Here is a 26097-nt window from a genome sequence, read left to right as displayed (position 1 = left end):
CTAAAAATTTCAATTTTCCTCATAAAAGTTGAAACTTTAAACCAATCATAATATACTACAAACAAAAAAATCTTAGGCTTTTAATGATAAATATGCAAATCATCTTGAAAATGTTACTTGCACTTTTTATAGGTGTTTGTGGTTCAATTTTATTTATATATTTGCATTTACCACTTCCTTGGCTTTTAGGAGCTATTTTTGCTAGTTCAATTGCCATGAGGTTTGAAAAACTACCTATTCAAAGTCCAAAAACCTTTTCTCCACCTGCTAGGATATTTATAGGTCTTACAATAGGAAGTGCTTTTACACCAGAAATTTTAGATTATATTGATGTTTATTTCTTTTCTTTATTACTTGTAATTCCTTTTACTATTTTAACAATAATTTGTGGAACATATTATTATCACAAGTTTCTAAATTATGATATCAAAACATCTTATTTGGGTTCTATGCCAGGTGGTGTTATAGAGATGGTAATTATTGGTGAAGAGATAAAAGCCAACATTTCAAAGATAACTTTGATGCAAAGCTCAAGACTATTTTTTGTAGTTGTTACTTTACCTTTTGTTATTCAATATATTTTTCAAATTGATATAAGTGGAAATAAACTAATAACTATTCCTCTTAAAAATATTGATTTATATGAATTATCAATTTTAATTCTTTTAGGTTATATTGGAGCAATTGTTGCTAAAAAAGTAAAACTTACTGCTGCATATTTAATGGGACCGATGTTAATTAGTATTGCAGTTCATTCAACAGGACTTATTCATACACCCATTCCTGATGAATTTTTAAAATTTATTCAAGTTGTATTTGGAACAATTATTGGATTTACTTTTAAAGGGGTGAGTCTTCAAACTATTGCAAAAACCCTATTTTCAACTTTAGGTCATTTTATAATACTTGTAATTTTATGTGCAGTATTTATATCTATAACCTATAATCTTTTTGACTTCCCTATTCTTTCTATTTTATTAGCATATGGTCCAGGTGGTCAATCTGAGATAAACTTAATTGCTATATTAGTAGGAGCAAATCTTCCTTTTATCACCTTACATCATATTGTAAGACTTTTAATAGTTATGAATATTGCTCCAATGATTGCCAAAAGATTAGATAAGAGAGAAGTTGTACAATAAATCATTTACAACTTCTTCAAAACTTTTATTTAAAGCCTCTACAAATCCATAAGCATCATTTGTTTTACATAAAACTTTTTTGTCATAACTATATGATTTTATAACTTTTTTATCTTCAATTAAATCAAATTTGATTTTTAAAATTGCATAAGATTTATCATTTTCAAAAGCGTGATAAAGTTTTATAATATCTGTTTTTAAATTGTATTTATGTTCTAGTTTAGAATCTTTTGAGATTACATTTGTAAAAAGTTTACTTGAACTAAAAGAGTCTAATAACTGATTATAAATCATATTACTAGGAACATTTATCCATCTATTTTTTGCGTATTCTTCAAATAAATATGGTTTTGTATTATAGAAAATAGATGTGAGATTAAAACTTTTATTTACGTTAGGTTCTTCAATAAAAATTGACTCCAATTTTGTTTTTTTAATTATCTCTTTTGATTTAAAATCTATTGAATAGTGATTTATCTCTATACTATTTTGTTTTAAATCACATCCAGTAAATATAATCAAAAATATAAAAAGTAAAATTTTGTTAGTTTGTTTTATCATCTTTTTCTCCTGGTCCATATTTTATATTTTTTTGTTTTAGTATTAAATCACTTGGACTTTCATTGATATTATTTATTAAATCTTGCATTTGAAGTAAACTATTTTCCAAACTTTTTAAAACACTATTTAAGTTATCAAAACTCTCTTGAGTTATCTCTTTTAAATTGTAGTTTCCTTTGTTTATTTGAGTTTGTAACTCTTTTGATAATTTACTAAAATCATTTGCTGTATTTTTCATCGTATCAAAAGAATTTCCACCTTTTTTTGTAAGTTCATTAATACCTTTGATTAGTTCATCTAAGCTTTTTTCATTTTTAACTAAATATGAACTAAACTCTTCAATATTTACCATGCTCTTTTCACTTTTATCTAAAAGTGACGAAAAAGTCGAAATATTTTCATCATTTAAAACTTTTTTCATTTGACTTAAAAGTATCATTACCTCTTTTGTAATATCTTCAGTTGAATCAACAAAAGTTGTAAGAGCTGAAGTTTTTGATTTTATTACTTTTACTCCATTTTCATTTTCACTTAAAAGTTTAGAATCATTACTTCCACCTTTTAACTCAATATATTTAAGTCCAGTAATTCCAACATTTCCTAAAATTGCGTAGTTATCCTCTTTGATTGGAGTTCCTTTTTGGATTTGAATATCTATTTGTATCTCTTCTGAATTTTTAGGATTTATTTTTATCTCACTTACATTTCCAACTTGAAATCCCATATATTTAATAGCTGAACCAACATTAAGTCCTGAAACTGATTCCATAAAAAAGATTGAATATTCATCATACTTTTTATCTTCTAAACCATATTTTCCTAACCAAAAAATAGCCATCACAAGTAAAATAAATAGAGCACTTACAAATACTCCTATTTTTAAAAAATTAATTTTTGTATCCATTATGTAGCCTTTTTATTTGATAGAAAATCTTTGATAAATTCATTTTCAGATTTTAGTGCTTCATCTATATTTCCATCAAAGATTATATCTTTTTTGATAATAATAAATCTATCAAGTACAGTTTTAATAGTCTCTAAATCATGGGTTATTATTACTATAGTGATATTTAAACTATTTTTTAAATAAAGCAAAAGTTCATTTATTTTTTGTGTACTTGCTGGGTCTAATCCACTTGTGGGTTCATCTAAAAATAAGATTTTTGGTTGCATTGCTAAACTTCTTGCTAGTGCTACTCTTTTTTTCATTCCACCACTAAGCTCACTTGGATAGAGTTTTGCTGTACTTTTTGGAAGTCCTACTATATCTAAGTTTGTATAGGCAATTTTTTCTATCAATTCCCTTGGTAAATTTGTGTACTCTTTTAACATTACAGAGATATTTTCAATCACATTTAAAAAAGAGTATAAAGCCCCAAATTGAAAAAGATATGAGTATTGAAGTTTTAATTCTTGTATCTCTTGTAAGGATAGTTTTGAAATATCCCTATCAAATATTTTTATCGTTCCTTTTTGGATTTGATTTAACATTACAATTTGTTTTACCAATACACTTTTTCCAGAACCACTTCCACCTAATACACCAAATATTTCACCTTCATTAACGTCAAATGAAATATTATTATGTACTAAATTATCTCCAAAAGCGGTAGTTAAATTTTCTACTTTTATGATTTTCATTTATATTCCCATTTCTGTAAAAATTACAGAGAAAACTGCATCTATTAAAATCACAACAAAAATAGAGTTTACAACACTTATTGTTGTATATTTTCCTATACTTGTTGTATTGTTTTGCACTTGAAATCCTCGATAACATCCAATAATAGCAATTGCAAACCCAAAGAATATAGCTTTAAAAACTCCCATAATAAAATGTTTTACGGGAACTTCATTTCCAAGTCTAGTTATAAACTCTACAAATGAAACATCTAAACTAGTGTAAGCTATAACCATTCCTCCTAGAATACCAATTACATCAGCAAAAAAAACCAATAAAGGTAAAGAAATAGATAAAGCTAAAATTCGTGGAAGTGTTAAAAAAAGTGTCGGTTCAAAGTTCATAGTTCTCATAGCATCTATCTCTTCTGTTATTTTCATAGCTCCAATTTCTGCTGTATATGCACTAGCACTTCGTCCAGCTATTACAATAGCAGTTACAAGAGGAGCAATTTCTCTAAACATAGTTATACTAATCATCTCAACGATAAATATGTTTGCACCAAATTTTTCAAGTTGAACACTGCCTTGATAAGCGATTACAACACCTACTAAAAATGATGTAACTGCAACTATTAAAAGTGCATTTATTGCTGATGTATCAATATATTTTAACGTCGCTTTAAATCTGATTTTTTTTGGATTTAAAAGTGAATATAATAAAAAATAAAAAACTTTTCCAACAAAGTTTAAAAAATGAATTGTAAAAAGATATAATTCATAAGTTTTTTTTCCTACATTTTCAAAAAACTTATTCTCTCTTTTTTCTTCAAAAGCTTCATCTTGATAATGTTTTTCATAAAAATTATAAATCTTTTCATATTTATCAAAATTTTTAAAAGTTATATTCTCTTTTTGGAAGTTTTTTAGAAATGAGATTAGATAGATTATGGCTGAACTATCACACTCTTTTAAATCTTGGAAATTTACACAGAGTTTTGCATTTTTATTTATAGTTATTTTTTCTAGTTTTTGGATTATTTGTGTTAAATTTGTTTTATTCCAAAAATTCAATAAAAAAAGTTCTAAAGTGTTGTTGTCTAAATCTTCTATCTTAAAATAATCATCTAACATAACAACAATTTATCCTTTCAAAAATTATTTAAGTTTAGATTTTATCCCAAAGTTTGCCCTATGTCAAATAGTTTACAAAGGTATAAATATTGCATATCAAAACTTTATGAATGAAAAAGAAAAATTAGAAAACTACGAACGCTTTCTTGGTGAATTTAAAGAACAAGGCAATCACTGGGATAAAATAGAAAAACGAACAGCAACTTTGTTTCAAGTCCTAATTGATGGAGATTTGAAAGAGTTAGTTTTTGTTTTAAAACACTATCCAAAATATATTGAGATTGTTTGTGACCACTTTAGATATTCATATAACTATGGAGGAAATGAAGCTGATATTTATGCTGCTTCAAAACTTTTGACTATGAGTGAAGGTTACCATCAAAAACAGTTTGTTAGAAATCTAATAAGAAAATTACCAAAAATTTCTGATTTTGATATCACAAAATTAAACTCATTTTTAGCTGAATTACTAGAAAAACAAGAACAAATTCACTCGATAATTCTTAGTTTTTATAAAAATGAAATAGAAAGAAATATAAACACAAATAACTATCACAAACTACAAATCAAAGTTTTGGAAAAAAATCTTCAAAAACTTCCTATAAATAATGACTTTGATTTTAGTGCAAGTGATAGAGATGCAAATTTAGATATACCATATATGGACTAAAGGAGAAAAAATGGATTATTTTAAAAAGGCTTATGATTGGGCAACAACTTTTGATTTTGAACCAATACAAATAGAATACGCTTCAAAACTTGCTCTTAAAATGTTAGATGATAGTTGTCAAATGAGTTCACATGATAGAGAAGTTTTTTTCAATGTTTATGATGCTATTTGTGATAGAAGTGATATATCTTTAGAAGATGATGTAAATAGACTGATTATCTTAGCAAGAGATAGAAATACAATCTATTCAAAACCAGAATTTGCAAATATCGTTCATGCGTGTAAAGAAGAGATTATTCCAACAATGATTAGAGATGATATGAAAGCATATAAAGCAATGGTTAGAAAAAATCTTGGCATGAACTAAGTTCATATCAAAGCTAACTTTTTATTTATCTTTGTAAAATTCTACAATTTTAATAAAAGGTAAAAAATGTATCTTCAAAAAAAGCTTCAAATATTATTGGTTTTATTTTCACTTCTATTTTTTGTAGGTTGTATAAAAAAATTTGACGGTGATGGATTAACTTTAAAAGTTCAAGAGAGTGAACTAAACAACTTTTCACAAGAATTTCCAATAAGACAAAATTTTGTAGTTGCAAATATGGAACTTCAAAAACCTCATCTATTTATAAAAGATGGTACAAATAGACTAAGTGCAAATATAAATCTAAATATCTCTGCTATTTTTATACCAAATTCAAATGGAACACTAACTTTTAGTGGAATACCTTATTTTGATAAAGAAAAATCAGCAATTTACCTAAAAGATATAGAACTAGATGAATTAAAAATGACAAATCTAAATATTGATAAAACTATTTTAGATAATGTTGTAGCAAATACAAAACCTATCGTTGATAATATTTTCAACACAATTCCAGTTTATAAAATCGATAAATCATCTTTTAAAGGCTCTTTTGTAAAAGATGTAAAAATAGAAGATTCAGAACTTTTGGTGACTTTTGGACTTTAGAAATTGGATAGCTTAGATTTGATTTTATATCAAATCTAACTCTTCGCTTATATCTTTAATTAGTTTTGAAAGTGGGCGTTTATTCATATCTTTATCTTCTACAAAACCATTTGTTACAAGTCTTAATAAATGTTCTTTATTGTTAAACAATTTCCCTTCATATTCATCCAATAAACTTTCTAAATAATCATCAGAATAAATCACTCTTTTTTGTAAAAGTTCTGAAACAATATCTTTATGTTCATTATATAAATTTTTAATATTAAAAACTTCAATATGTCTTTCAACTTTATCTTTATTATTTAAAATTTTATAATTTAATTCAATTCTTTTTTCATCAAAAAAGTCTAAATTCTCTTTTATTAATTCATCTCTACTTTTTATGCCTTTCAATGAAAATTTTACACTATTATTAAAACTCTCATTATATGGATAAAAAATCGTTTCTTCAATTGTTGATTTTCTTTGATTACAAGTTCCACAGCTAGGAACTAAGTTATAAATACTTATTGCTAAATATGGATATTTCTTTTTATCAAAAAAGTGGTCAAGTTGTGCGGTAGCATTTTCTTTTCCCTTTTTCTGAAAATTTAAAATATAGTTTCTATTACAATAAGGACATACTTTTACATCTAAATCTTTAACAAATAAAGCATTATTTAGTCTTGAATACAAAGTAAGAAATATATCTTTTTCTCTAATTGTTAATTTCGTTTTTAACTGATTTGATTTAATGTACTCAACTAATTTACATAAATCAGAATATTCCATTTTAATCAATTTTTCTAAGTCTAAATTTTCACGAAATCCTTTTAATTTTTTTGAAATCAAACTATTTAATTCAGCTAATGAAATTGACCATTTAACTTTTTTCTTTTCTATTTTAGATAAATCTTTATTATTAAATTTTTCACTTATTTGTTTATAAAAATTATCTATGGTATTTTGTGAAATATTAATCTTTTGCATTTTCTATTTCTTCTAATCTTTTACTTAATTCTTTCATTTGATTTTTTATCAAATCAATTTCATCAATCTTACTCAACCTCTTAGAATCTAACATCTTTTGTAATTGTTTTTTTATAACTGGCTCTCCAATTATATTTATCAAATTTTGTGCATCATCATTTGTTGTGATTAAAGATTTATTCCCATTCAAAAAATTTATTACATCATTTATTTTATCTTTTGCAAACTCCCCCATAAGTCCATCTTTCATAAAAAAACCATGAGAAAGTAAGGTATGAATATTTGCTCCAAATGTTTGTTTTCCATATTCAAAAGGATAAACTTGTTTTCCTTTCTCTAAAAATATTACATTTTCTTTTGGTAAGTCCGATAAAATAAATGGAGAATGAGAAGTTATAATAAGATGAACTTTTTTTTCTAATCTTTCAATAATTTCAATCATCTTATTTATAAAATTCTTTTGCCAATTTGGATGTAGTGTATTGTCTGGCTCATCTAATACAAATAAAAATTCTTCTTTTTTATAATTAATCAAATTAACATAAAAACTATACATTGTTTTTTCTCCATGACTTAATGAACCATAAGTAGAACCATTTTTAGCCATAAAATCAAATCTTAATTCATCAACCATCTTATTGAAGAATAATTCTAAATATTCATTTCCGAATAACTTGACCAAGTCTTCTATTTTTAAAAAAATTCCTTTATTATCTTTTAATAAATCGAATGTTTCTTTTTCCTCAAAAGGAACATTAAAAGATTTTAATATCTTTTGTATTTCTTTGTATTCAACCATTAAATACAAATCTTTAGGATGTAATCTTTCAATTAAATTAATATGTTCAAAAATTTGTGCAATAGTTTCAAATTTGTTAAATAAATAAATTAAATAATCATCAGTCAAATCTCTTAAAACTCTTAAAACATCATATATCTGTGTTGAATCATCTTTGATATTCATTCCTAATGCTGATTTTACATCTTTGATATCATTTTCTTTAAATTCATAATCTGAATCAATCCATAAATCTAAAAAATCATATTTTATAAAATAAGGTTTAAAATCAAAAAGTTCAAAAGAGTAATCTTCTAATTTTAAATAATTTTCTGTAATAAGCTTATTTGTTTCTTGTAAATCTATTGCTTTCAAATAACTTCTTGATTTTGGAACTTCTAATTTGTCCATTGTATAAAATAATACATTATCATTAAAATTAATTTTATATTTATGTACTCTTAATTTAGTTTTAATATTTATATTCCTTAAATAAACTATTAACTCATTATCCTTCTTTACTATAAAAAAACCTTTTCTATTCATTATAAAATCAAAAACTAAACTACTTTTTCCACTCCCATTTTCTCCAACAATAGCAGTAACATTTATATTATCACCAAAAAAGTTTTTAGGATAAAATTCACCCGTTTCATCTTTATCAATAATTTCTAATTCATTTTTCTCTTCATCATATTCACATCTAAACCTAGGAGAAAAATTAAACCCTTGTTTCTTTATATTTTTATACTCTTCAACCCACAAATAAACCAATTCCATAAAAAACTCTTTATAAATAATTTTATTACTAATCTTAGTTAAAAAATTATTTATTTTCTCTTTTTCTTATGCTCATCTTTTTTATACAATAGATTACTTTATATACAAATAACATTTTATTCATTTTCATTTTTTTGTTATACTCAAAATAAAAAAGGCTATTTATGGGTATGTTTGATGTAGAGTTTCAAGAAGAGATAAATCTAAAAGAGGGAAACAAATCTTTATTTGAGTTTGTAAAAAAGCAGTTTTTAAAAGATAAAGATTATGAAACAAAAATAGAAAAAGAGAGTTTATCTATACCAAAATGCAATATAAATACATATTTAAGATACAACCTAAATATCACAACTTCAACAAACAAAAAAGATAAAACTTCTCAAATTTTAGTAAATGCAGAACTTCATGATACACTTATTTTAGCCATTTTAGTAATACTTGCTATTCCTTTTACCTATGGAATTGGAATTATTTTTATAGTGATTTTTACATATTATCAAAAAATTCAAGCCACAAAACACCTAAGAAAACTACTTGAAAATTATAAATCAACCATCTAATTTATTTTAATCCCTCTTTTTTCCTTCAATAAATTTATATACTTTCCAATAAATTAAAAGAAGGAAAATATTATGGAAAATACAGCATTACTATTAATTGATTTACAAAATGATTACTTTGGAAGCTTTGAAAATGCAAAGTGGAAGTTAAAAAATACAGAAGAAGCTGCTTTTAATGCCTTAAAATTATTAAACAAATTTAGAGAAAAAGATATGAAAATAATTCATGTAAAACATGAATTTAATACAGAAAATCCTCCATTTTTTGCTCCAAACTCACAAGGTGCAAAAATTCATGATTCACTAACTCCAAAAGAAAATGAATCACAAGTTTTAAAACATAGTGTAAATTCATTTAAAGATACTAAGCTAAAAGAGATATTGGATGATTCTAATATTACAAATGTTATTATAGTTGGAGCGATGTCTTATATGTGTGTTACTGCGGTTACAAGAGCAGCTAGTGATTTTGGTTATAACTGTTTTGTTGCCCATGATGCTTGTGCAACAAGTGATATTGAATTTAATGGTATAAAAATTGATGCATCAATTTCTCACGCTGTATCTATGGCAGCGCTTCAATTTGCCTATGCAAAAGTTGAAACAGCCGATGAGATTTTAAAATTATTATAAGGTAATAAATGGAATTAAGCGATTTATCTGTACTTCATATCATGGATAATCAAGACAAAGATGAGAAACTTTATTCTCTTCTTTGTAAAACTGTGAGTAAAATCACTTCTAGTTCAACAATAAGTGAAGCAAAACAACAATATCTAAAACAATCTCCTTGTTTAATCATAATTGAAAGTGAATTTGAAAATAGAGATATTATTGATTTTTTAATTGAAATTAGAAAAGATGATATAAAAACTGCATTTGTTGTTTTATCAAATAACAAAAACAATCAGTTTCTAACTGAATTATTAGAACTTTATATTACAAAATATATCATAAAACCATTTGACAATGAAATTTTACTTCAAGCTTTAAATAAATGTATGGAAATCATAGAAAGAAGAATCTATAGTAATTTCAAATTACTTAACAATATCTTTTTTAACTTTCAAACTCAAAGTATCATAAAAAACAATGAATCTTTTGTTTTAAATAAAAAAGAGAGTTTACTAATGAATCTACTCATTCAAAACCAAGGAAGAGTGATTACTTACGAAGAATTAGAATATCACATTTGGAATAATGAATGTACAAACGCTGCACTGAAATCTTTGATAAGAGATTTAAGAAAAAAGACAAATAAAAACATCATAAAAAACTATTCAGGAATTGGATATAAACTAGAACTAAAATCTATATAGACAATTTTCTTAAATTATTTCTTATCACCTATTCATAAATTTTTTGCTACAATCCAAACTTGTTTAAAAAATATTTATTAGATTTATACAATATAAAAGGAAATTATTATGCCATTATTAGATAGTTTTAGAGTTGACCATACGATTATGCCAGCACCTGCTGTTAGAGTTGCAAAAACAATGCAAACTCCAAAAGGTGACAATATCACAGTTTTTGATTTGAGATTTTGTGTACCAAATCAATCAATGATGAGTGAAAAAGGTATCCACACTTTAGAGCACCTTTTTGCTGGATTTATTAGAAATCATTTAAACTCTCCAACAGTTGAAATTATTGATGTTTCTCCTATGGGTTGTAGAACTGGTTTTTATATGAGTTTAATTGGAACTCCAAGTGAACAAGAAGTTGCAAATGCTTGGAAAAAAGCTATGGAAGATGTTTTAAAAGTAGAAAAACAAGATGATATTCCAGAATTAAATATTTTCCAATGTGGTACATGTGCAATGCATTCACTTGATGAAGCAAAAGAGATTGCAAAAGAGATTTTAAAATCTGATATTGGTGTTATGTCAAATGAAAAACTATTTTTATCAGAAGATAAACTAAAATCTTTAGGAAACTAAAAAGTGAAAGAAAAACTAAATCTTTTTAAAGAGTTATTTAGTGATTATACAAATATTGCTATTTTACACATAGATAACTCTTTAGGTTTGGTTGATTCTACTTTAGAAGAAATCAAAGAAAAAAATCAAGGTCAGATAAAATATATTCCTTTTTTAGATGATTCAAGTGCCAAACTAAAAGCAACAGCAAGGGAGTTTGAATACGTAATCTTAGGTGATATTCTTTCATACTGCAAAAATCAAGAAGAGATTTTAAAACTTATGTATAAAGCTTTAGAAAATTCTGGAAATATAATCATCCTTGAAAAAATATCAAATGATAATAGATATGAGATTTTAGATTTATTAGAAAATATAGGATTTCAAGCACCAAATTGTATTGAACTTTTTGATGATATTTATATTTTTACTGCAAAAAAAATGCACCATTGGGACAATGGATTATAAGTTGGAAAATTAATCTTGCAAGATAATATAAACTCTATAGTTTCTACAAAAGATGGCTCAAATACACTTTTCTCACAATTTTATAACCAACACTATCACAATCCTGATGATGGTGCTATAAATGAAGCTTTAACAAAACATATAATCCCTACTTTTACATTTCATCAAAACAAAAAAGAACTAACTATTTTAGATATCTGTTTTGGGATAGGATATAACACTTTTTCTACTATTTATTATTGTTTATCAAATAATCTTGATGTAAAACTAAATTTTTATTCTCCTGAACTTGATGGAAATTTGATTAAATCTTTAAAAGATTTTCCATTTCCAAAAGAGTTTGAAAATATAAAACATATTATAGATTCAATTTCACAAACTTTTAAATATGAAGATGAAAAAATCAAAATAGAAGTTTTTGTAGGAAATGCAAGAGATTATATAAAAAGTTTAAAACCAAACTCTTTTGATATAGTTTTTCAAGATGCTTTTTCAAGTGATGTAAACTTTGAACTTTGGACAAAAGAGTATTTTGATGATATTTACAAACTTTGTAAAGAGGATTGTATAATGAGTTCTTATGCAATAGCAACACCAATTAGACTTTCTATGTATGAAGCAAATTTTTTAATCTATGAACATCGTCCAGTTAAAAGAAAAATAACACTTGCTACAAAAAAAGAACAAAATCTCCTTGGAAAGTTTATAGATATGGAACTCAAAAAGCAAAGAAATACAAAAGCTTTGGCTTTGTATGATAAATAATCTACTCCTTTTATGAAAAGAAAGGCAAATTTGAATATAATTTTATTGAAAAAAATTTCTTTTCAAAATCAAATTCTCAAAATAGGTGCATAAATGAAGTTTCTACTTAGCGTTTTTCTTGTTCTTTTTATTCCATCAATGGCTTTTTCTTATAATGAAACTAAAGTATTTCAAAAAATTGAAAAAGATTTAGATTCAATAATTGTAAAAGACCTAAATAGTAAAAAAACAATTTTTCAAAAAGATGCAAATCAAGCTGTAAGACCAGCAAGTCTTACAAAAATTATGACAGCTATTCTTGCTATTGAGAGTGGAAAAATGAACAATCTTGTAACTATCACAGCAGAAATGAAAAAAGTAGAACCAACAATTTTAAATTTTAAAGTTGGAGAAAAGTTTTATTTAAAAGACTTAGTTCATGCAGCAATGATAAAATCAGCAAATGATGCAGCTAATGCAATAGCAATTTATCTTGGAAATGGCGATAAACAAAAATTTGTTGGAATGATGAACTGGAGAGCAAAAAAACTTGGTATGAAAAATACAAATTTTGAAAATCCTTGTGGATTTGATGCAAAAAATCATAAAACAACAGCAAATGACTTATTAAAACTTACAGAATATGCTATAAAAAACTCTACTTTTAATGCTATTGTAAAAAAGAACTCTTATGCTTTTACAGCAGTTAACACAAAAAGATTATACAGAGTTCATACAAGTAATAAAATGTTAGATAGAGATAAATATGTAATTGGTGTAAAAACTGGATACACAAATCAAGCTGGACCTTGTTTAATTGCAAGAGCTAAAAAAGATAAAAAAGATATTTTACTTGTTATGTTAAATGCTCAAAATAGATGGGAAAACACAAAACTTGCTTTAAATACAATCTTAGAAAAAAAATAAACTATCTACTAAAGAGTAGTTAGTTTATCTAAAATATACTTCTCTAAATCTCTTTTTGAAATTTCATCTTTTATAGAATTATCAAAAATTACATCAATTTTAATAGAATAATCTTCATAAGAAAAAAATGGAAAATGTAACTTCCAAGATTTTTTGATTAACTCTTTAGTCATTATGTCTCTCATTTTATCTCTAAAAAAATTAAAACCTATAAATATAGCAGCTGTAATAATCATAGCACCTAAAATTGAAATATGTGGGTCAATTTTTGCTAATGGTTTATGTGTTAGAAGAGATATTGGCACTAATATAGCTAAAACTATTGCAATATAAACCATATAAGCTCTCATAAGATTTAACCTAAATCCCAATTTTGCTGGGTCAACATGCATTCCTTCATTATACTGTCTATTTGCTACTAATAAATCTTTTAATAAGATTGGTTGTTTAGATACAGTATAGATATACTCTAAAATTTTACTTTTTATTGTTTTTTCTTTAGACATATATTTTCCTAATTTTAATAATGCGTTATTTTATCTTACTTTGTTATAATATTGTGTTAAAATTTGTAAAAAAGGCTATCCAATAAAAAGAGTAATTAATATAATTATGCTATTACTAATCTCTTTCTCTTTTTTAAAAGCTTCTGCTTTACAAAAAACATCAATTCAACTAATGTGGCTTGACCAATTCCAATTTGCTGGTTTTTATATAGCAAAAGAGAAAGGGTTTTATGAAGATGTTGGACTTGATGTTGAATTAAAAAAATATAATTCATCAATAAATGTTTTAGATGAAGTTTTAAATAAAAGAGCTGACTTTGGAACAAACTCTAGTTCATTGATAATCGATAAATCAAACGGAAATGACATTGTTTTACTTGGTTCAGTTTTTCAATCATCTCCACTTATTCTTCTTGCTTTAAAAGATTCAAAACTACAATATTTAGAAGATATCAAAAATAAAACACTTATGATTTCAAAAGAGCAACAAAGATTTGCTACTTTAAAATCAATGCTTTCTAGTAAAGGTGTTGAATTATCTGATATGAAACTAATTGAACACTCTTATGGAGTTGATGATTTAATAAATAAAAAAGCTGATGTAATGTTAGCATATGCAACAAATGAACCTTTTTTATTAAAAGAAAAAGGTTATGAAAGTACGATTTTTAATCCAAAAGATTATGGTTTTGATTTTTATGAAGAGATTATTTTTACATCAAAAGAGTTTGCAAAAGAAAATCCAAAACTTGTAAAAGATTTTTATAAAGCAACAATAAAAGGTTGGGAATATGCTTTTGAAAATATTGATGAAACTGTAAATCTTATATATAAAAAATATAACTCTCAAAATAAAAGTTTACAAAGTCTTCATTTTGAAGCAAATGAGATGAAAAAATTAGCCTATGATAAAAATGGCAAAATTGGAACTATAACACCTGAAAAAATAAATCTAATTGTTAATACGTATAGAATAATGGGGGCTATGAATAATAAAATTGATGTAAATGATTTAATTTATACAAATCCTTTAAATGATGATTTTTTATTAAATGATGAAGAAAAAAGATATTTAGAAAAAAAAGAAAGAATCACTATGTGTGTTGATCCAAATTGGATGCCTTTTGAAAAAATTGAAAATAACAAACACATAGGAATTGCAGCTGATTATATAAAAATTATAGAGAATAAAATAAAAACACCTATAGTTCTAATTCCTACAAAAACTTGGAGTGAAAGTATTGAAAAAGGTAAAAAAAGAGAGTGTGATATTTTTTCACTTGTAATGACAACACCTGAAAGAGAAAAATATCTAAACTTTACTAAACCATTTTTAAATATTCCTGTTGTTTTAGCTTCAAATATAAATGCCCCATTTATTGATAATATAAATCAAATAAAACATGAAAAATTAGCAATTGTAAAAGATTATGCTTATGCTGAAATTTTTAAAATCAAATTCCCAAATATAAATTTTATTGATGTAGTTAATGTAAAAGAGGGTTTAAAAAAAGTTGAAAAAGGTGAAGTATTTGGATTTATTGGTAGTTTAGCAACGGTTGGTTATGAAATTCAAAACAATTATATAGGTCAATTAAAAATTACTGGAAAATTTGATGAAACATTGGATTTAGCAATTGCATCAAGAAATGATGAAGCAATTTTAAATACGATTCTAAGCAAAGCAATAGAAGATATTCCATCTATACAAAGACAAGAAATTTTAAATAAATGGATTTCAATAAATTATCCAAAAGAGGTAGATTACAAACTTTTAATACCTATTACTATTTTTCTTTTTATTTTAGTATTGATTTATAGACAATATTTATTAAAAAAATTAAATAAAAAATTGTTAGATAAAGTAAAATTAGAAATACAAAAAAATGAAGAAAAAAATAGAATTTTAATACAACAATCAAGAATGGCTTCAATGGGAGAAATGCTTGAAAATATTGCTCATCAATGGCGTCAACCTTTATCAACGATAAGTGTTTGTGCAACTGGTATGGAAGTTAAAAAGAAATATAACACCTTAGATGATGAAGAGTTTTTCAAATCAATAAACCACATAAAAAAATCTACACAATATCTTTCTAATACAATAGATGATTTTAGAAATTTCTTTAGTAAAGACAAAATTCTTACAAAAATAAATATTTCAAATGTTATAAACAAAGCCCTTGATTTGGTTTCAACTACTTTTAATTCAAACAAGATTGTAGTTGTTAAACATCTTGAAGATATTAATATTTTATCTTTAGAAAATGAACTAATTCAAGTTTTTATGAATATTTTCGTAAATGCAAAAGATGCTTTAAAAGAACAAAAACAAGAACAGCCTCTTTTGATTATAACTATTACAAAAGAGAATGGTTTTTTAAATATAAAAATTCAAGATAATGCAAATGGAATAAAAGAAGATATTATTGATAAAATATTTGAACCATATTTTACAACTAAACATAAATTTAAAGGGACTGGAATTGGACTTTATATGAGCAAACTTTTAGTTGAAAAACACCTAAATGGTTCTTTATTAGTATCAAACAAAACTTTTGTTTATGAAGAAAAAGAGTATTTTGGAGCTGAATTTATTATTTCATTGCCTTTAGAAAATTCTGATGATTAAAATTTATCTTCTAAGTTTTTTTATCGTTTTTATTTGGTCAGTTATAAATCCAAAAGATTTATTTACTTGGTTTTTAGAAGTATTTCCAGCAATTATTGGTCTTTTTATTCTTTTTATAACATATAAAAAATTTCAATTTACAAATATGGTATATTTTTTGATTTTACTTCACTCTATTATTTTGATGATTGGTGGTCACTATACTTATGCTGAAGTTCCTTTTTTTGATTATATAAAAGAAGTTTTTAATCAAGACAGAAACAACTATGATAAAGTTGGGCACATTGTGCAAGGATTTATTCCTGCAATGATTGCAAGGGAAATTATTATTAGAAAAAACATTATAAATATAAATGTTTGGAGAAACTTTTTTATTATATGTTTTTGTTTAGCTCTTTCAGCATTTTATGAACTTGTTGAGTGGTGGGTTGCAATTTTTACAAATGAAGCAGCAAATGATTTTTTAGGAACTCAAGGTTATTTGTGGGATACACAAAGTGATATGGCATGGGCTTTATTTGGTTCTATTTTAGCTTTACTATTACTTAGTAAATATCATGACCTTGCCCTAAAAAAGATATTAAAGTAGCTATAAAAGCTACTTTAAATTAGTTCAAAGACATTTTAAGAATTTTTTCTACTTTATCTAAGGTAAGATTTCCTCTTTCTCCAATAGCTGTCATACCATGTTTTTTTAATGCGCCTGTAATATTTTCAATAACTTTATCATCAACATCATAATCTTTTAATTTTGTTGAAACTCCGATACTTTTATACATATATTCTATTGCTTCAACTACCATTTCATAATTATGTGGCATATCAAAAACTTCTTTCCCCATTAAAGTTAGTTTGTCTTTTTTATCTTCCATCATAACTCTTAAAAGATGTGGTTGAACAACTGCTAAACTTCTTGCATGGTCAAGTCCATAAAATGCTGTTATTTCATGCCCTATCATATGTGTTGCCCAATCTTGTGGAACACCAGAACCTATAAATCCATTTAAAGCTTGATTTGCTAAAAGCATAAGATTTTCTTGCCAAACTAGAGTCTTTCTATCTTTCCAATTTAATGAAAGATTATGTAAACCTCTTAAAATTGTATGTGCATAACCATCATGTAAAAGTGAAGTATTTGGATAAGTTAGATATTGTTCACAAGTATGAACAAAAGCATCAACTAAACCATTTGCAAGTTGTCTATCATCTAAACTACTCATAATTGTTGGGTCTAAAACTGCAAATTTTGGATAAGTTAAAGATGAACCAAAATATCTTTTTTCATTTGTAGATTTTTTTGAGATAACTGCTGTTCCATTTGATTCACTTCCTGTTGCTGGAATTGTCAAAATTGCACCTAAAGGAAGAGCTTTTTCTATAGTTTTACCCTCTAAAAAATCCCAACCATCTCCATCATAAACTGCACTTGCAACTAAATATTTACTTCCATCAATAACCGACCCACCACCTACAGCTAAAACAAAATCAATATTTTTTTCTTTGATTAAAGCAACTGCTTTATTTAAAGTTTCCACAGATGGATTTGGCTCAACTCCACCAAATTCAAACCAAGTATAACCTTCTAAAGCCTTTGAAACTTGTTCAAAAACTCCATTTTTTTTGATACTTCCTCCACCATAAACAACTAATACTTTTAGATTTTTATCAATATATTTAGTTATTGATTTTATTTTTCCCTCACCAAACTCTATAACTGTTGGATTAAAATATGTATATGTCATGTGAAACCCTTTTTAGAATATTATTACTCATCATACTAAACAGTTACTTAATATTAAAAAGATATAAATCCAAAAATTAAAAATAAAAGGAATTATTATGATGAGTTGTGAGAATAAATTAGCTTGTTCTTTAAACGAAGATATTGGTAAATTAATTTTAAGATTAAGTATCGCTGGACTTATGTTATTTCATGGTTTTGCAAAACTAATTAATGGAATAGATGGAATAAAAGGTTTAGTTACAAATGCTGGTTTACCTGAATTTATTGCTTATGGTGTTTATTTTGGAGAGATTGTTTTTCCTATTTTAATAATTTTTGGTTTATTTACAAGAATTTCATCTTTGTTTTTTGCTTTAACTATGGTTTTTGCAATATTTTTAGCTCATAGTGCAGATATATTTACTTTAGGAAAAACTGGTGGTCCAGTTATTGAACTTCCTTTGATATATCTTTTAGTTTCTCTTTCTATTATGTTTATTGGAGCAGGTAAATATAGTCTTGATGCAAAATGTACAAAATGTAATAAACTTCCTAATTAGGAAGTTTGTTCTCTCTTTTTAAAGTATATAAAGAGTTTATTACAAGTGTAATTACAATTATAGAACCACCTATAAAAGTATAAGAACTTGGAACCTCATCTAAAAATATCCAAACCCAAATTGGTGCCATTATTGTTTCTATTAACATTAATAAGCTTACTTCACTAGCATTTATATATTTTGCACCTGTTCCTAATAATACTCTTGAAATTGGACTTATTAACAATCCCATAATCATTACTATCATCAATGTTTTAAAATCAATTGCTAATTCATCACAGAAAAAATATGCAATGATACTTAAAATAGCTCCACTAAATGCAGTCAAAACTACCCTATTCATATCTTTATATTTTGATAATAAAACAAAGGAAACAGAAAAAAGTAAAGTACATAATAAAGCAAAAATATTACCTTTTACACTTCCTATTTCTAACTTATCATTAAATATTATAAATAATCCAACAAACATAAAAAAAGATGCATAAAAGATATTTTTATTTACTTTTTCTTTATAAACTAAATATCCAATTAAAGCAGAAAAAAGTGCTGATGTACTAAAAATAATAACTACATTTGCAACTGTTGTTGTTTTTACAGCCGTTATAAAAAATATATTTGATACAGCCATAAAAGTTGAACAAATAATTAAAAATGGAAAAGATGTTTTCAAAGCCTTTTTTAAATAATCAAAATCTTTAAATAAAAAAGTTGAAGCCATTGAAGCAAACATAAATATTCCAATATAAAATGAAAAAAGAAAAGATGATATGTTTGTAAATTTTATAAATAATGATTCTAAACTCATTATAAATACACCTAAAGATGTAAGGAGTAATCCTTTTGCACTATTTGACAATTTTAATTCCTAATTGATTGATATAATAAATAATCTAAGAGTATTAACTCTTAGATATTATAGTAGTTAGCTTCTGGGTTAGTTACAACTATTGCACAAGTTGTTTGTTCTGGATGCATTTGGAATGTTTCAGATAATTCTATTCCAAACTCTTCTGGATTTAATAAATCAAAAATATCTCTATTCATAGCTAAATCTGGGCAAGCTGCATATCCTGGAGAATATCTACAACCTACATATTGTTTCATTTGAACATCATTTAAAGTATGTCCCTCTTTTGGCACAATATCTAAATCAAGTCTTATTTGTTTATGTAAAACTTCTGCTAAAGCTTCAGCTAGTTCTACACCTAAACCATGAACTTGGTAGTATTTACTAAATTCACCTTTGTCATATAAACTTCTTTCATAATCAGTGATTTTAAGCCCAGCACTTGCAAGAGTAAAGGCAACTACATCAAGTCTATCATTTGCAAAGAAATCAGCTATACATCTAAATGGTTTTCTTTTTTGTCTAGGGAATTCTAAAACTTTTATTGCTTCACTTAAAGGTGGTACATTTTTTGACTCTTCAAGAGAATTAAACAGATATTTTCTATCAAAAATATAAAGTTTATTATCATATGAAATACAAGGATAATAAGCATAAATTGCAATTGGGTCAAAAATATCTTTGTCAACTAATTCAGCTTTTAATGCTTCATAAGTTGGCTCAACCACTTCTCTTTCATATTTTAAGAAAGTTTCAGAGTCTTGTTTACCTCTTTTATATCCCCATCTTTGTCTAAATAAAACCCTATGATTTATCCATTTGAAAATCAACTCTTTATCTAGTTTTTTCCCCGTTTTTGTAATTCTATCCCAAATTGGAGGGAATACAAATTTTCCACGTTCTGGCATTGGTATTTCTTCATAAGGAGGAATTTCAACAACCTCTTCTTCAACTCTATCACTAGTATCGTGAATTTGAATTAAATCAGCAGCAAGTGCAGTATTATTTTCATCTCCTTTTTCAATTCTTTGCATAGAAACAACACCATCAAAAGCATCTCTACAATAAAAAATTGGTCCATCATAATATGGTCTGCAATACTCATCAATAAAGTTTTTAGTTAAAGCTGCTCCACCTAAAAGTACAGGAACTTTTATTCCCATTTTTTGTAACTCTTCAAGGTTTTCTTTCATAACAGCTGTACTTTTTACAAGTAAACCACTCATTCCAATTGCATGAGCATTATGTTCTTGAAGTTTTTCAACAAATGTATCTAAACCAGCTTTTATACCAATATTTACAACTTTAAATCCATTATTTGAAAGAATAATATCAACTAAGTTTTTACCAACATCATGAACATCACCTTTTACAGTTCCAAGAATTAATGTTGTTTCACTGGCTTTCTCTTGTTTTGGTAAATATGGATTAAGTGCATCTACAGTTGCCTTCATAGTTTCAGCACTTTGAAGAACAAATGGTAACTGCATTTGCCCACTACCAAATAACTCTCCAATAATTTTCATACCATCAATCAACCACTCATTTACAATGATTTCTGGTTGAACTGTATGTCTTAACTCTTCAACAAGTGGTAATAATCTATCTTTATCTCCATCAAGAAGCAGTTTTTTTACTTTTTCAATAGGTTCTAACTTTTGATACTCTTCATCACTTTGCTCTTCTTGTGCTCCAACATTTGAGAAATGCTCAATAAACTTAAATAGTGGGTCACCATTTTCTTGGTTATTGAAAATTAAATCATCACAAGCTTTTCTATCTTCATCACTAATTTTATTTAGAGGTAAAATATGTTTTACATTTACAATAGCACTTGTTAAACCAGCTTTTACACAATGGTCAAGATAGATTGAATTTAGATAAATTCTAGCATCTGTACTTAATCCAAAAGATATATTTGAAAGTCCTAAAGTTGTTCCAACTTCAGGATGTCTGATTTGAAACTCTCTAATTGCTTCAAGTGTATCAATTCCTGCATTTCTATACTCATCATCACCTGAACCAATTGTAAATGTAAGCATATCAAATACAAGGTCAGCTGGGTCAAAGCCATGTCTATTTACGCATAAATCATAAATTCTCTCAGCAACTTCAAGCTTTCTTTCTACTGATTTTGCCATTCCAATTTCATCAATTACTAGACAAACAAGTGCTGCACCAAATTTTTTAGCTAATTTACAAACAGCATCAAACTTCTCTTCTCCATCTTCAAGATTTACAGAGTTGATGATACATCTTCCACCAATTTGTTTAAGTGCTGCCTCAAGTGCCAAAATTTGAGTTGAATCTGGCATAAGTGGAAGAGAAATTTTTTGTGAATAAAGTGAAACAACCTCATCCATATCAAATCTCTCATCACGTCCAGCAAATCCAACACTTACGTCAATTACATGAGCTCCTGCACGAACTTGTTGTTGCCCAACACTTAATGTTCCTTCATAATCATTTGCTTTTAGTAATTCTCGAAAAGCTTTACTTCCAGTTGCATTTGAACGCTCCCCAATTAAAAGTGGTGCTGGTTCTTGTTTTAGTGGAACTGTATTAAATAATGAAGCTAATGATGCCTTTAAAAATCCACAAGGTTTAAGTGGTACCATTCCCTCAACTGCTTTTGCTAAAGCTTCAATATGTTCAGGTGTTGTACCACAACAACCACCTAAAAATGAAACTCCATTTATTTTTAGGAACTCTTTTTGATGTGCTGTAAACTCTTCTGGTTGCATTGGATAATAAGTTTTTCCACCTCTATTTTGAGGAAGTCCAGCATTTGAGTGAACTGAAATTGGAAACTTACAAACTTGGCTTAAAGTTTTAATATGTTTATGAACTTGAACAGGTCCTGTTCCACAGTTAAATCCAAGTGATAAAATATTAAATGGTGCCATAATTGCTGCAATTGTCATTGCGTCTGTTCCAATAAGCATTGTTCCACTTAACTCAATAGTAACTGATACCATTATTGGAATTTGAGGTGCCACATCATTTAGTGCATGAAGTGCTGCTTTTATTTGAAGTGGGTCTTGGCATGTTTCAAGTAAAAAAATATCAGTTCCACCATCAACCAAACCTTTAGCCATGATTTTATAACCTTCATACATCTCATCATATTTAATATGACCAAGTGATGGAAGTTTTGTTCCAGGTCCAATAGAAGCTACACAAAATCTAGGCTTTTCTTTTGTACTATATTTTTCACAAGATTTTTTTACTAGACTTGCACCTAATTTCGATAATTCATAAGACATATGTCCGATATTATATTCATCTAAAACCCAAGGCATTGAACCAAAAGTATTTGTACATATTAAATCAGCACCAGCTTTCGCATAGTTATCGTGAATAGTTTCTAATATATGTGGTGCAGTAAGATTTAAAAGTTCATTACACCCTTCTAAATCTTTATCTTCAAAAAACCACTCTTCTTTTTTTATATCTGCAATTTGAAGTTGTGTTCCCATTGCTCCATCAATAATTAGTACTTTTTTACTAATTAAATCTTCTATTAATTTTTTCATTAAATTCTCTTTTATAAATTATAATTGTTTTTGATAATATTTATTAGATAGTATATTTAAAGAGTGGTTAAAAGATGTTAAATTAAACTTTTTTAATTTTAACTCTTATAACACAAGCCTCGCCTTGATGACCGATTCCTTCATCTAAAATTACAATTTCTTCAGTAATATTTTTTTCGCATAAATTAAAATATCCCATAAAATCTTCAACAGTATAAAGTAAATCTAAATCTTTTGGTCCACCACTATTAAACTCTAATTGTTTTGTTGAAAAAAATTCTCCAATAAAGTAACCACCAGTATTTAATGATTTTTCTATTTTTTTAAATAACTCTTCTCTTTCATCTTTAAACATATGTAAATATGATGCCATGATTACATCATATTTTTCACTTATTTCCCAAAAATTCAAATCCATACAAATAGTTTTTATATTAAGATTTTCTTCTTTTGCTCTTTTATTTAATTTTTCCAATCCAATATCAGAGGCATCAATTGCCGTTATATTAAAACCTTTTTTTGCAAAATATATTGCATTTCTTCCTTCACCTTCACCCAAACACAATATTTTTTTATGATTATCAAAATATTTTTCTTGTGAAGCTAAAAATTTATTTGGATGAATTCCATAAAAAAATTCATCCTTTGAAAATTTACCATTCCAAAACTCTTGTTGACTCATTTTTTTACCTTTTTAAATTAAAGCAAATGCCCCATTTTTTCTTTTTTTGTTGCTAAATAACCTTCATTATACTTATTTGAATTTGTAATTGCTGGTATTCTTTCTTTTATTTCAACACCTAAAGATTTAACATAATCTAATTTTTCAGGATTATTTGTAATTAATTTTAAAGTTTTTATTCCTAAATCTTCAAAAATATATCCAACAATAGAATAATCCCTTTCATCCTCTTTAAAACCTAATTCTAAATTAGCTTCAATTGTATTTCTTCCTAAATCTTGTAAAGCATAGGCATTTATTTTATTCACTAAACCTATATTTCTTCCCTCTTGTCTATGATAAATTACTAAACCACCATGTTCTGAAATAAATTTTAATGACAAATCCAACTGATTTTGACAATCACATTTTAGGCTACCTAAAGTATCTCCTGTTAAACATTCTGAATGTATTCTCACATAAGGTGCGTCTATTAATTCAAAATCTTGACTCATTATTGCCAAATGTTCTTGACTTCCATCTTTATAAGCTTTTATCTTAAATTTTCCATATTTAGTTGGTAATTTTGCAATATTTGATTGTATTATATTCATATTTCATTCTCTTTTTTTCTATCAATTATAACAGATAAATCTTATTTGCAACTTAGTTGCAATTTATTGACTACAATCAGTTTTTACATTGTCAATTAAAGTTATATACCACTTATTATCAATTTTTGTTAGGTAAAATATTTTGTTATAAGTTACTATTACCTCATAACTAGTTTTTTCAATTTGCTCAACTCTTTTTAATTCATCTTCTTTATATCTGTTTGGTAAAATTTTATTTATATCATTCATCATTTGTGATAAATAAGGTTTGATATTTGTAGTTAAAAAAACACCTTCTTTACTCCAACCGTAAAAAGCATCATTTGTAGGACTACAATCAAAAGTAACCTCTTCTTCTTTTATCTCATAAGAATCTATAGAATCACTGATTTCATCTAATTTTAAAAAGTGTCTAAAGGTTATCTTATTTGTATTTTCATTTTTATAAATTTCATATACCCCAAATTTTGGATTAATTAATCTTGCATTTAATGTATCTAAATCTTTTTGTTTAAATAGAAATAAAATATAACCTATTTCATCTAATAATTCTTTTGATACTTTTTCTCTTTCCATTTTTTTTTCTGGATTAATAACAAGTTGATTTGTAGAACAAGCACTTATAAAAAATGAAACAAGTACCATAAGAAAAATATTTTTAATCATAATTTTACCTAATTATTTTCTTTTTCTAATCTTACATTTTATACTCTTAAATAACCTAAAAAAATCATTTAAGAGTTATTTTTAATATTGTTGGATAAAATATTAGCTAAAAAATTAATCATTAGGAATTTATCAAATGACTGAAGCAAAATATATATGGATGGATGGAGAATTTGTAAACTGGCATGATGCAAACGTGCATGTTTTAAGTCATACGCTTCACTATGGAAATGGTGCAATTGAAGGTACTAAAGCATATAAAACTGTTGATGGAAGATGTGCCATTTTCAAACTTAATGAACATACACAAAGATTATTAAATTCTTCAAAAATGACATTAATGAATGTTCCTTTTTCTTTAGAAGAATTAAATAAAGCACAAATTGAATTATTACAAAAAAATGAATTATTTGAAGGTGCGTACATTAGACCTTTAGTTTATTTAGGTTATGGAGTAATGGGTTTATATCACAAAGAAGCGCCTGTAAAAGTTTCTTGTGCTGCTTGGGAATGGGGAGCATATTTAGGAGAAGAAGGTCTTAAAAAAGGTGTTAGAGTTAAAATCTCATCTTTCACAAGAACTCCAAATACTTCAGGAATGGGAAAAGCAAAAGCAGTTGCAAACTACTTAAACTCTCAAATGGCAAAATATGAAGCAGTTGAAGCTGGATATGATGAAGCATTATTAAGAGATGACCAAGGTTATATCGCTGAGGCTTCAGGTGCTTGTTTCTTTATCGTTAGAGACGGAAAATTAATCACTCCTCCAAATGACAACTCTTTAGAATCAATTACTCAAGCAACTGTAATTGAATTAGCTGGTGATATGGGAATTGAAGTTGTTAGAAGAAGAATTAGTAGAGAAGAAGTTTACATTGCAGATGAAGCATTCTTTACAGGAACTGCAGCTGAAATTACTCCTATTAGAGATGTAGATGCAAGAGTTATTGGATGTGGTTCAAGAGGTCCAATTACAGAAAAAATTCAATCTGCTTATTTCGATGTAGTTGCTGGAAAAAATGAAAAATATTTAAGATATTTAACATACGTTAACTAATCTTAACTATTATTAAATAATTAAATATTTTTAATAAGGAA

General features: G+C 26.1%; 28 protein-coding genes. 15 read left to right on the top strand and 13 right to left on the bottom strand.

The annotated features are described in order from the left end of the window. Window positions 1-83: 83 nt before the first annotated feature. Complete coding sequence (locus AELL_RS01030; protein ID WP_118916162.1) at window positions 84-1142, top strand: AbrB family transcriptional regulator; 1059 nt, start codon at window positions 84-86, stop codon at window positions 1140-1142. Here the strand turns inward: AELL_RS01030 and AELL_RS01025 are convergent. Genes AELL_RS01025 through AELL_RS01010 form a run of 4 tightly spaced genes read right to left on the bottom strand, consistent with a single transcriptional unit; the run spans window position 1116 to window position 4457 of the window. Then, window positions 1116-1703: an ABC-type transport auxiliary lipoprotein family protein gene (locus AELL_RS01025; RefSeq protein WP_118916161.1), complete on the bottom strand. Its 588-nt coding sequence runs from the start codon at window positions 1701-1703 to the stop codon at window positions 1116-1118. The two genes, AELL_RS01030 and AELL_RS01025, sit on opposite strands and share 27 nt — an antisense overlap. Continuing rightward, entirely contained in the window at window positions 1687-2607 is a 921-nt protein-coding gene (locus AELL_RS01020; protein WP_118916160.1) for an MlaD family protein, read from the bottom strand. Before AELL_RS01020 ends, AELL_RS01025 begins: the two co-directional genes overlap by 17 nt. Beyond that, entirely contained in the window at window positions 2607-3344 is a 738-nt protein-coding gene (locus AELL_RS01015; protein WP_118916159.1) for an ABC transporter ATP-binding protein, read from the bottom strand. The genes AELL_RS01020 and AELL_RS01015 overlap by 1 nt, the downstream gene beginning before the upstream one ends. Then, the gene (locus AELL_RS01010; protein ID WP_118916158.1) at window positions 3345-4457 is read right to left on the bottom strand and encodes an MlaE family ABC transporter permease; all 1113 of its coding nucleotides are present in this window, start codon (window positions 4455-4457) and stop codon (window positions 3345-3347) included. A 106-nt stretch (window positions 4458-4563) separates the two neighbouring features. Here AELL_RS01010 and AELL_RS01005 point away from each other — a divergent pair, with 106 nt between their 5' ends. The 3 genes from AELL_RS01005 (at window position 4564) to AELL_RS00995 (ending at window position 6103) form a co-directional block, all read left to right on the top strand. Then, entirely contained in the window at window positions 4564-5127 is a 564-nt protein-coding gene (locus AELL_RS01005) for a hypothetical protein (RefSeq protein WP_118916157.1), read from the top strand. 10 nt (window positions 5128-5137) lie between these two features. Then, complete coding sequence (locus tag AELL_RS01000; protein ID WP_118916156.1) at window positions 5138-5494, top strand: hypothetical protein; 357 nt, start codon at window positions 5138-5140, stop codon at window positions 5492-5494. 66 nt (window positions 5495-5560) lie between these two features. Beyond that, complete coding sequence (locus AELL_RS00995; RefSeq protein ID WP_118916155.1) at window positions 5561-6103, top strand: DUF1439 domain-containing protein; 543 nt, start codon at window positions 5561-5563, stop codon at window positions 6101-6103. Window positions 6104-6127: 24 nt separating this feature from the next. On the opposite strand, the gene AELL_RS00990 is transcribed toward AELL_RS00995, so the two are convergent. Next, window positions 6128-7072 carry a hypothetical protein gene (locus AELL_RS00990; RefSeq protein WP_118916154.1) on the bottom strand — a complete coding sequence of 315 codons (945 nt, stop codon included), beginning with the start codon at window positions 7070-7072 and terminating at the stop codon, window positions 6128-6130. Beyond that, window positions 7059-8630, bottom strand: a complete 1572-nt coding sequence (locus AELL_RS00985) for an AAA family ATPase (RefSeq protein ID WP_118916153.1) — start codon at window positions 8628-8630, stop codon at window positions 7059-7061. The genes AELL_RS00990 and AELL_RS00985 overlap by 14 nt, the downstream gene beginning before the upstream one ends. Window positions 8631-8794: 164 nt before the next feature. Here AELL_RS00985 and AELL_RS00980 point away from each other — a divergent pair, with 164 nt between their 5' ends. The 7 genes from AELL_RS00980 to AELL_RS00950 all read left to right on the top strand — a co-directional run bounded on the left by AELL_RS00980 (window position 8795) and on the right by AELL_RS00950 (window position 13251). After that, the gene (locus AELL_RS00980; RefSeq protein ID WP_118916152.1) at window positions 8795-9190 is read left to right on the top strand and encodes a hypothetical protein; all 396 of its coding nucleotides are present in this window, start codon (window positions 8795-8797) and stop codon (window positions 9188-9190) included. A 72-nt stretch (window positions 9191-9262) separates the two neighbouring features. Continuing rightward, window positions 9263-9823 carry a cysteine hydrolase family protein gene (locus AELL_RS00975; protein WP_118916151.1) on the top strand — a complete coding sequence of 187 codons (561 nt, stop codon included), beginning with the start codon at window positions 9263-9265 and terminating at the stop codon, window positions 9821-9823. An 8-nt stretch (window positions 9824-9831) separates the two neighbouring features. Continuing rightward, window positions 9832-10509, top strand: coding sequence for a response regulator transcription factor (locus tag AELL_RS00970; RefSeq protein WP_118916150.1), 678 nt, complete (start codon window positions 9832-9834; stop codon window positions 10507-10509). 108 nt (window positions 10510-10617) lie between these two features. Beyond that, complete coding sequence (gene luxS / locus AELL_RS00965) at window positions 10618-11133, top strand: S-ribosylhomocysteine lyase (protein WP_118916149.1); 516 nt, start codon at window positions 10618-10620, stop codon at window positions 11131-11133. A 3-nt stretch (window positions 11134-11136) separates the two neighbouring features. Next, entirely contained in the window at window positions 11137-11580 is a 444-nt protein-coding gene (locus tag AELL_RS00960) for a hypothetical protein (RefSeq protein WP_118916148.1), read from the top strand. Between the two features lie 15 nt (window positions 11581-11595). Further along, window positions 11596-12345 carry a tRNA (5-methylaminomethyl-2-thiouridine)(34)-methyltransferase MnmD gene (locus AELL_RS00955; protein ID WP_118916147.1) on the top strand — a complete coding sequence of 250 codons (750 nt, stop codon included), beginning with the start codon at window positions 11596-11598 and terminating at the stop codon, window positions 12343-12345. Window positions 12346-12438: 93 nt separating this feature from the next. Next, a complete protein-coding gene (locus tag AELL_RS00950; RefSeq protein WP_118916146.1) occupies window positions 12439-13251 on the top strand; it encodes a D-alanyl-D-alanine carboxypeptidase family protein in 813 nt (270 codons plus the stop codon). A gap of 8 nt (window positions 13252-13259) precedes the next feature. On the opposite strand, the gene AELL_RS00945 is transcribed toward AELL_RS00950, so the two are convergent. Further along, the gene (locus tag AELL_RS00945) at window positions 13260-13757 is read right to left on the bottom strand and encodes a hypothetical protein (protein ID WP_118916145.1); all 498 of its coding nucleotides are present in this window, start codon (window positions 13755-13757) and stop codon (window positions 13260-13262) included. Window positions 13758-13863: 106 nt separating this feature from the next. On the opposite strand from AELL_RS00945, the gene AELL_RS00940 reads away from it, so the two are divergent. Continuing rightward, window positions 13864-16389, top strand: a complete 2526-nt coding sequence (locus tag AELL_RS00940; protein WP_118916144.1) for an ABC transporter substrate-binding protein — start codon at window positions 13864-13866, stop codon at window positions 16387-16389. Further along, window positions 16382-16978 (top strand): DUF2238 domain-containing protein, encoded by a 597-nt coding sequence (locus AELL_RS00935; RefSeq protein ID WP_118916143.1) that lies wholly within the window; start codon window positions 16382-16384, stop codon window positions 16976-16978. Before AELL_RS00940 ends, AELL_RS00935 begins: the two co-directional genes overlap by 8 nt. Window positions 16979-16997: 19 nt before the next feature. On the opposite strand, the gene AELL_RS00930 is transcribed toward AELL_RS00935, so the two are convergent. Further along, window positions 16998-18131: an iron-containing alcohol dehydrogenase gene (locus AELL_RS00930; RefSeq protein ID WP_118916142.1), complete on the bottom strand. Its 1134-nt coding sequence runs from the start codon at window positions 18129-18131 to the stop codon at window positions 16998-17000. Between the two features lie 97 nt (window positions 18132-18228). On the opposite strand from AELL_RS00930, the gene AELL_RS00925 reads away from it, so the two are divergent. Next, entirely contained in the window at window positions 18229-18672 is a 444-nt protein-coding gene (locus AELL_RS00925) for a DoxX family protein (RefSeq protein ID WP_118916141.1), read from the top strand. On the opposite strand, the gene AELL_RS00920 is transcribed toward AELL_RS00925, so the two are convergent. From AELL_RS00920 to AELL_RS00900, 5 genes are all read right to left on the bottom strand, one after another. Further along, window positions 18665-19531 (bottom strand): DMT family transporter, encoded by an 867-nt coding sequence (locus AELL_RS00920; RefSeq protein ID WP_118916140.1) that lies wholly within the window; start codon window positions 19529-19531, stop codon window positions 18665-18667. The genes AELL_RS00925 and AELL_RS00920 overlap by 8 nt on opposite strands. 50 nt (window positions 19532-19581) lie before the next feature. Then, complete coding sequence (gene metH, locus AELL_RS00915) at window positions 19582-23058, bottom strand: methionine synthase (protein ID WP_118916139.1); 3477 nt, start codon at window positions 23056-23058, stop codon at window positions 19582-19584. Between the two features lie 82 nt (window positions 23059-23140). Beyond that, window positions 23141-23740 (bottom strand): class I SAM-dependent methyltransferase, encoded by a 600-nt coding sequence (locus tag AELL_RS00910; protein WP_118916138.1) that lies wholly within the window; start codon window positions 23738-23740, stop codon window positions 23141-23143. 17 nt (window positions 23741-23757) lie between these two features. Further along, the gene (gene ribA / locus AELL_RS00905; protein ID WP_118916137.1) at window positions 23758-24333 is read right to left on the bottom strand and encodes a GTP cyclohydrolase II; all 576 of its coding nucleotides are present in this window, start codon (window positions 24331-24333) and stop codon (window positions 23758-23760) included. A 63-nt stretch (window positions 24334-24396) separates the two neighbouring features. Further along, window positions 24397-24999 (bottom strand): hypothetical protein, encoded by a 603-nt coding sequence (locus AELL_RS00900; protein WP_118916136.1) that lies wholly within the window; start codon window positions 24997-24999, stop codon window positions 24397-24399. A gap of 136 nt (window positions 25000-25135) precedes the next feature. On the opposite strand from AELL_RS00900, the gene AELL_RS00895 reads away from it, so the two are divergent. Further along, complete coding sequence (locus AELL_RS00895; RefSeq protein ID WP_118916135.1) at window positions 25136-26056, top strand: branched-chain amino acid transaminase; 921 nt, start codon at window positions 25136-25138, stop codon at window positions 26054-26056. The last annotated feature ends 41 nt before the right edge of the window (window positions 26057-26097 follow it).

Source organism: Arcobacter ellisii, from assembly GCF_003544915.1.
GTDB lineage: Bacteria > Campylobacterota > Campylobacteria > Campylobacterales > Arcobacteraceae > Aliarcobacter > Aliarcobacter ellisii.
The sequence above is the reverse complement of the archived record's forward strand: the minus strand, read 5'-3'. Positions and strand labels throughout refer to the sequence as shown.